9 protein-coding genes are annotated in these 7,284 nt (G+C 45.4%); 5 read left to right on the plus strand and 4 right to left on the minus strand.

The genetic code is table 11. The features are described 5' to 3' along the window. Positions 1–335 (minus strand): hypothetical protein (locus ACEW8P_RS24130; protein ID WP_373515619.1); only part of this gene is annotated, 335 nt, incomplete at its 3' end. A gap of 289 nt (positions 336–624) precedes the next feature. Here ACEW8P_RS24130 and ACEW8P_RS24135 point away from each other — a divergent pair. Further along, positions 625–1,758 carry an AI-2E family transporter gene (locus ACEW8P_RS24135; protein WP_373515620.1) on the plus strand — a complete coding sequence of 378 codons (1,134 nt, stop codon included), beginning with the start codon at positions 625–627 and terminating at the stop codon, positions 1,756–1,758. Between the two features lie 24 nt (positions 1,759–1,782). Here the strand turns inward: ACEW8P_RS24135 and ACEW8P_RS24140 are convergent, their stop codons facing one another. After that, complete coding sequence (locus tag ACEW8P_RS24140) at positions 1,783–2,145, minus strand: response regulator (RefSeq protein ID WP_373515621.1); 363 nt, start codon at positions 2,143–2,145, stop codon at positions 1,783–1,785. 308 nt (positions 2,146–2,453) lie between these two features. Between ACEW8P_RS24140 and ACEW8P_RS24145 the strand changes: the two genes are divergently transcribed. The 3 genes from ACEW8P_RS24145 (at position 2,454) to ACEW8P_RS24155 (ending at position 3,770) form a co-directional block, all read left to right on the plus strand. Next, positions 2,454–2,741 carry a YtxH domain-containing protein gene (locus tag ACEW8P_RS24145; protein WP_373515622.1) on the plus strand — a complete coding sequence of 96 codons (288 nt, stop codon included), beginning with the start codon at positions 2,454–2,456 and terminating at the stop codon, positions 2,739–2,741. A 113-nt stretch (positions 2,742–2,854) separates the two neighbouring features. Further along, positions 2,855–3,223: a phage holin family protein gene (locus ACEW8P_RS24150; RefSeq protein WP_373515623.1), complete on the plus strand. Its 369-nt coding sequence runs from the start codon at positions 2,855–2,857 to the stop codon at positions 3,221–3,223. Beyond that, a complete protein-coding gene (locus tag ACEW8P_RS24155; protein WP_373515624.1) occupies positions 3,207–3,770 on the plus strand; it encodes a hypothetical protein in 564 nt (187 codons plus the stop codon). Before ACEW8P_RS24150 ends, ACEW8P_RS24155 begins: the two co-directional genes overlap by 17 nt. Here the strand turns inward: ACEW8P_RS24155 and ACEW8P_RS24160 are convergent. Then, on the minus strand, positions 3,760–4,173 hold the full coding sequence (locus ACEW8P_RS24160; protein WP_373515625.1) for a response regulator: 414 nt from the start codon (positions 4,171–4,173) through the stop codon (positions 3,760–3,762). The two genes, ACEW8P_RS24155 and ACEW8P_RS24160, sit on opposite strands and share 11 nt — an antisense overlap. A 9-nt stretch (positions 4,174–4,182) precedes the next feature. Beyond that, a complete protein-coding gene (locus ACEW8P_RS24165; protein WP_373515626.1) occupies positions 4,183–5,604 on the minus strand; it encodes an ATP-binding protein in 1,422 nt (473 codons plus the stop codon). A 280-nt stretch (positions 5,605–5,884) separates the two neighbouring features. Here ACEW8P_RS24165 and rpoN point away from each other — a divergent pair. After that, positions 5,885–7,284: RNA polymerase factor sigma-54 (gene rpoN, locus ACEW8P_RS24170; RefSeq protein WP_373515627.1), on the plus strand; the 1,400-nt coding region annotated here is incomplete at its 3' end.

The following is a 7,284-nucleotide window of genomic DNA, read 5'->3' on the forward strand; positions in this document are numbered from 1 at the left end:
TCATCAAGAGAGGCTTTCAAATCTTTGCGCTCTTCTTCCAGTTCGGCTTTGCGTTTTTCCCAACGGGCCTTTTCATTAGCTGATGCCTTCTCAATTTCAGCGTCAGCCTCCTCAATCTTCTTGTCGAGCTTGTCCACACCGTCATTAATGTCGTCGCGCAGTTCGTTACGTCCTTGCTCGAATTCGTCGCCCAAATTGTCGGCGGCGTCTTCCATGTCTTCGCCTACCTGCTCAGTGGTATCTTCGGCGTCGTTCTGAGCCTCGTCGGTGCAGGATGTGAACGTGAGAGTGGCACCCAGCATGAGGGCTGAAACCATCAGTGTTACTTTTTTCATTTTTTTGTAATGTTAATTGATGTTAATAGTAAACCAAAATTCTTCTAAATTTCGATCTTGCCGCAAAGATAACTAAAATCAGATCAAATGGTGAAGCGGGGCCGATGAAAGATTGTGTGGAAACCTATGCTCACATTGAACGTATAGGGTATCGAACTACCCAATTAAAAGTATTTCTCGAATCTCAGCAATCGACCTATTCCGGTCAACGTTTTGGCTTGGGAATTGTAACGCGAAAAATTACTAATCTCAGGAAGCGATGATTTCTTTCAATACCGGTACTTCTGATATGTCACGACCCGTGCGTGTGTGCGCCACGATGATAATCATCACACTAACGGTGTATTGGCTTATCATTCTTCAGCCTTTCCTAGTACCGTTGCTGGTATCGGTTCTGCTGTCCATCCTGGTTTCGCCCATAACGCTTCAGCTTGAAGACCGGGGCATGAAAAGGATTCCCGCTATTGCTCTGACTCTCACCTTGTTCTTGGGTCTTATCGCCGGCATACTATATGTGTCCTTCATGCAGATTTCCGACATGATAGATATGTGGCCGACCTTTTACAAGAAGGCAAACGTCACTTTTCAGCAATTCGAGCTTTGGGTCGGCCAATCCTTCGGATTACAGACCAGTACACAAATTGACGACTTAGAGAATATATCGGCTAAGTTGCTGCAAAACACGGGATCGTCAGCGTTACTCACCACTACGGCTATTTTAGCTGATATTGCCCTGATTCCGCTGTACATGTTCTTTATGTTGTACTACCGTACTTTTTTCTGCAACTTCTTGTACAATTTGCTGGGAGAGAAGGAGAAGAAGCGTGTCAATCGAATACTATTTCGTATTTACGACGTCATCCACAACTATTTGGCCGGGCTGTTCACGGTGATGGTGATCGTAGGAACTATGAATACTATTACACTTCTGGTTTTCGACATTCAATACGCGGTCTTCTTCGGCTTCTTTGCGGCCTTACTTTTGCTTATTCCATACGTCGGAGTGATCATTGGCTCATCTCTTCCTATCATGATGGCACTGGTTACCAAAGATTCAGCCATGTATGCAGTAGGGGTAGGGGCAGTTTTTCTTTTTATTCAATTTTTGGAAGGTAACTTCATCACACCTTATATAGTGGGTTCCAAGATTAGCATCAATCCGTTGATGGCTATCGTGGCCTTACTCTTGGGCGGGATGATGTGGGGAATTCCTGGAATGATACTAGCCTTACCCTCAGTGGCCATTCTCAAAGTCATTTTCGACCATTCCGAAAGGCTCCAGGCATTCGGTTACGTTCTGGGCGAACCTAAGGGCAACGAAAAAGACGTGTTTTTTGAAGGGGAACTAGTTAGAGATGACGACATCGACCCAGTGGAGCCAGGGACAGGAGTCGAAGAAACGTTAACTTCACAGGTTGTGTGAACCGATATAGGTCGACATTGTCAGTTACTTACCTACTCTTACCTTGTGATCGTTCAGTATGCGTTGAATTTCGACAAAACTGATCGGCTTATCCATGAAGAAATCAACACCTTTTTCGATGGCCTCCTCCCTCAAATTAGTCATTGCACTCATCATAATGATCTGCAAGTCTCCGAATTCCTTGATATGACCAATCGCATTGATTCCTTTCCCGTCTGGTAAGTTGTTGTCCAAGAAAACTAAGTCAGGTCGTAACTCATCGATGTAGAGAAGACCATCGTGAAGCGTAGTGGCAGTTTTGACTATATTAGCTGCAGTTTTTCGTCGCAGAAAATTGCTTATAAGCTGTCCAAGCTCTACTTCATCTTCGATAATGACGACTTTCATAGGCTCAAATTAAATGGTGTTAATCGTATATCGGGGGAGGCGGTCTCTAAAACAGATGGAAGTCATCGGGTTCATGATCTTACGAATTAAATAATCCTGCCATTACACATTATCGCAATGATCGGACAAAGCTTGTCCACTCGTAAGAATGGCTATTCGATCTGTGTAAAAAATTGCCCAACCGCCTAATCCTCTGACAGATTGTCGTGGCTAAAGGGTACTGGTATAAGTTTTTACGATGCATTGAGGTATATTTGATGTAATACACCTACAATTTTTATCTAGTCAATCATTAAAACCAAAGAAACATGAAGAACAGCAAAGTATTTTTCAGCGTATTTATCGCTGCTGCCGTTGGAGCGACCGTTGGAATGCTCTTCGCCCCTGAAGATGGGGACAAAACTCGCAAGAAAATCAAGAAGTCGGCTAACCAATGGGCAAATGAGGCTCTTGAGGCGCTGGAGAAAGGCAAGGTAAAGGTACAGGACACCGCTGACCGTGTGATGAGCAAAGCTTCAGGCTTGAAGAACGATGCTATCGATGCCGCCGATGATACGCTGGATGAAGCTAGAAGCACCGTCAACAAAGCCAAGTAATGACGGAATGCAGCTTTGCCAAATAAAAGAGGTAACACTACGCGCAAAACTAGTGTTACCTCTTTTGGTAACAGCGGAGCGGGAATTTTCACTTATCTAAAAACAACTGACTTATGATTTTGAAAGATGCAAAAGAAAAAGTGGAGCTTACCTACCAACACCTCATTGATTATGCCGAAGCCCGCTGGAATCTGATCGCCCTGGATGTATCCGACAAATCGGCAAACATCGTGACTTCTATCATTGTGGGAATAGTGTTGGCGATTTTGGGTTTGTTCTTCTTGGTCTTCGCCAGTATTTCCTTGGCGTTGTGGTTAGGCGACTTGACCAATAGTACTGCTTTAGGTTTTTTGCTGGTTGCAGTCATCTACGGCTTGATAGCTGCCCTGATGTACGCCAACCGCAACAAATGGCTTTTCTTGCCATTGATGAATACTTTTTTGAGAAAACTTTACCGAAATCAAGATGATAAACTCATATGAAGATCTAAAAGCGCAACGAGCCAAAGCGCACAATGATTTGCAGTTGGCTAAGTCGCAGCTTACCGCAGATCAGCGGGAATGGAAAGAAGGGACAAAACCTTTGGCGATCGTTTCGTCGGTGGCCCAAAAAATGGTGAAGACCAAAACGAGTAAGAAGGGAATTGTAGGTACGGGCGTTCAAATGGGAATAAATACCTTGCTGGCAAAAACGGTTCTCAAAAGGTTACCGTTTCCCTTTAACCACTTTGTACCTCACATGGCTCAGAACCTGGCTTTCAACTACGCGGACACTTATGGCCGGCAGGGTTTGATCAAGGTATTACACTGGGTGAAAGATATTACTGAAGAAGATGATGAAGTAGCCGAAACGACCGAATTGGTAGTGGTCGAACCTGTGTTGCCACCCGCCGTCATCGAAACCTCCGCAGAAACATTACCAGTCCCGGCAGAGGAGAAGGAAAAATCCTCGACTGTACTCACGCCACCCGCTTTTACAACCAACGAACACGGTGACACGATTCCTTTACGGGATCAGGCTAGGGAGTAGTGGCGGTGTTGAGCCAGAAGTCGCTTATTTTCTTTACTACCTCCTTCAGGTGTTCATAACTGGAGGGCTTCACGACGTAACTATTCGCCCCGAGTTCGTACGAAGAGAGAATGTCATCGGGCGCTTTGGAAGTACTAAAAACGATAATCGGGATTTTGCTTAATTCCCTGTTAGATTTTAAGGCGCGCAGAACCTCTCTGCCGTCTTTTTTTGGCATATTGAGATCCAGCAAAATAAACCGAGTTCTGCCCTCGGCGGGGGTGGAAGTAAGATGTTCTAAAAGTTGTTCGCCGTCCTCGAAAAACATCATCTCATGATGTATACCGTTGTCTTCAAAAGCGGCCTGCACCAAGAAGCGGTCATCAGCGTCATCGTCGGCCATCAATATGTTGAAAACTCCCATTCTATTCTGCTAAGGGGTTGGTGAAGTCTTGGGCAAATGTACGTAAAATCTTGCGCCTTCACCTTCCTCTCCGTCAGCTGTGATATAACCGTTGTGGTTGTCAACTACCTTGCGGCAGATGGCCAGTCCAATTCCCGATCCCTGGTAAGAGTTTTGTCCGTGCAGTCGCTGGAAGATGGTGAAAATCTTCTCAGCATATTCCATTCGGAAGCCAATTCCATTGTCCTTTATTACGACAGTATAAAATATCGTATCTGCCTGTGACTCCCGCACTCCCATGATGTCACTCCCCAAATTTTCCGAAACGGAAATGTCAATTACGGGCAAAATGTCTCTTTTGCAGTACTTTATCGAATTGATGATAACATTTTCGAACAATTGCGCTAGTTGATTACCGTAACCCGTTACCACGGGTAGTCTTTGCGATCTTATAATTGCTCTACTCTCTTCAATTTTCGATTGTAGGGTATTTTTCACCTCCTGAAGTATTTCGTTCAGATCTACCTCTTCGATCTCACGCGAGGTATCGATGCTGCGGGAAAATGAAAGTAAGTCATCGATTAGCATTTGCATACGGATGGCTGACTTCATTATTTTTTCCAATATTTCATGAGACTCTTCCGTCAAACTTTTGTTGCTTTTTGTCTTCAACAGGTCAGCGAAGGAGCGTATTTTGCGAAGCGGTTCCTGTAAATCGTGCGAAGCGACGTAAGCAAACTGCTCGAGTTCGGCGTTGGAGCGGTTAAGGTTCTGTACTTGGTTTTCCAACTCTGCTCGGTAGTGCTTGTTGCGTTTTAACTCCCGCTCCAAAAGCAAAAATGAGGAGAGCAAAAAGAGCAGTGCAACGCCCATGATCGCCCAGTTGAACCTAAATATTTGCTGCTTGTAGTTATCCCGGTTAAGTACTCGCTCCCGCATGAGCTCTTTTTCAACTGAGGCAATCTGATCCAGAATCGAGTTCAGGTTCTCGGTTCTGCTTGACCCATTTCTAAGTAGGTCAAACTTGAGCCTCTCGTCGAATTGGCTTGGGTCTGAATAGCCGAAATTCTCTACTAGTTTTGCGTATACTTTAAAGGAAGACTTTAGCGAGTCTATTGTGACCTGTTGTACTGAATCGTCCTCAGTTAACTCAGCTAAATAATTCATCTTGACAGGAATGGAAGCTAGCTTTCTGAGCATCCCATCCCGATTTGCCGAATCGGACATGATCAAATACCCTCTCCCAAAATAAGTCACCTGATAAAGTTTCATTCGGATGTCCTGTACGTTTTCAAGAACATCATGGGTGTGGTCCACGCGCTCGGAATAGTAGACAAGCTCCTGATTGATGGAATGATAGCTGAGCGAAAGGACTACAATCAGAAAAACGGAGATAGCAAACAAAAACCGAGTAGCCCAGTATAGTTGCGCATCATTAAGATAGCGTTTCATTAGATGACTCTTCGGCGAATTGTTCATGATTAGTGCAAAGCTGTCGAATAATCTGCACGAATCTACTCAATTTGAGAAAAATGATACCCAAATTTTTTATCTTACAAAAAATTGTCCAGGAACACCGGGGGACGAAAATGTTTATCCCCCTAAACCATGACGGCGTTTTGGGGTTGTACTCAAACACTTCGGAAATCAGCCGTCTAAAAACGCAGGCCAATGCCATCTTGCTGGAACCGATTTTTTTAACGAAGTTCAAAATTTACCTACACAAAACGACATGCAGAGACAAGCGCAGGTTCAACGCCAGACGTTAAAGTACTCCCCCCTCCAAATCCAGATGCTGAACTTACTGCACCTTACCACTCTGGAACTCGAGAACCGAATCAAGGAAGAAATGGAGGAGAATCCGGTGTTGGAGGAGGGAAAGGATGAAGCCGCCAAGGAAAAAGAGGATCTGGACGAAACTCCTGATAAGGGCGAAACCGTAGGCACCGGGAACGACGAAGCACCCGAGGTGCAAGACTACCATGATTGGGATGAAATCATGGATAACGACATTCCCGACTACAAGACTTATGCTAATAACTATTCGCCTGACGACGAAGTGTATACACGTCCGATGGTTGAGTTGACCTCTTTCCGCGATGAACTGAAAGAGCAAATTCATTTCCTGAGCCTCAACGAAAGACAGCAACTTATCGCTGATTTTATTCTTGATTCGCTGGACGAAGACGGTTTCCTGCGCCGCGAGTGCGATATCATTGCCGACGATATATCGTTCGCTAACAGCCTTTACATTAAGTCCGAAGAGGTGGAGGAGATGCTGCACCTCATTCAGCAACTCGAACCAGCGGGTATTGCGGCCCGCGATTTAAAAGAAAACCTGGCTCTTCAGCTTGATCGCCGCAATGAAGATACGCCCCAATTTAAGTTAGCTAAGAAACTCGTGAGCGATCATTTTCACGAACTGGGTACGCGCAACTACGACAAGATTATCAGAACGCTGGAAGTAGAAGAAGATGAGTTGAAAGACGCTCTACAAGTGATCGTATCGCTCAACCCCAAGCCGGCTTCCGGCCTGCGCAGCGATTCCACTCTGAACCATTCCATCAAGCCTGATTTCCTGATGCGCTACCTGAACGATGGGGATATCGAAGTTCAGCTTGCTTGGGGCAACAGCCCTGCACTGCGCATGAACCGGGTTTTCACCAAAATGGCAGAAGAAAAAAACGATCGGGCTACCCGGCAGTTTTTGAAAAATAAAATTAACTCGGCTAAATGGTTCATAGATGCCATCAAACAGAGGGAAAATACGATGCTGAATACGATGAAGGCCATTGTGAAGCTGCAATACGATTACTTCCAAACCGGAAACATCAAAAAGTTGCAGCCCATGATTCTCAAGGATGTGGCCGAGATTATTGACATGGACATATCGACGGTGTCGCGGGTGACAACCAACAAGTATGTGCAGACGCCATTTGGCATTGTTTTGTTAAAGGACCTTTTCACAGAAGGCGTCGCGCGTGAGGACGGAACCGAAGTCTCCAACCGCGCCATTCAGGAAGCAATCAGAGAAATAGTGGAAGCGGAAGACAAGCGCAATCCTTTCAACGACCAGCAGATCACCGACCTTCTGGCGAAGCGTGACTACCTGGTAGCGCGCCGAACGGTGGC

Origin of the sequence: Persicitalea sp. (assembly GCF_041751555.1) — a bacterium.
In the GTDB taxonomy this organism is placed as follows: Bacteria; Bacteroidota; Bacteroidia; order Cytophagales; family Spirosomataceae; genus Persicitalea.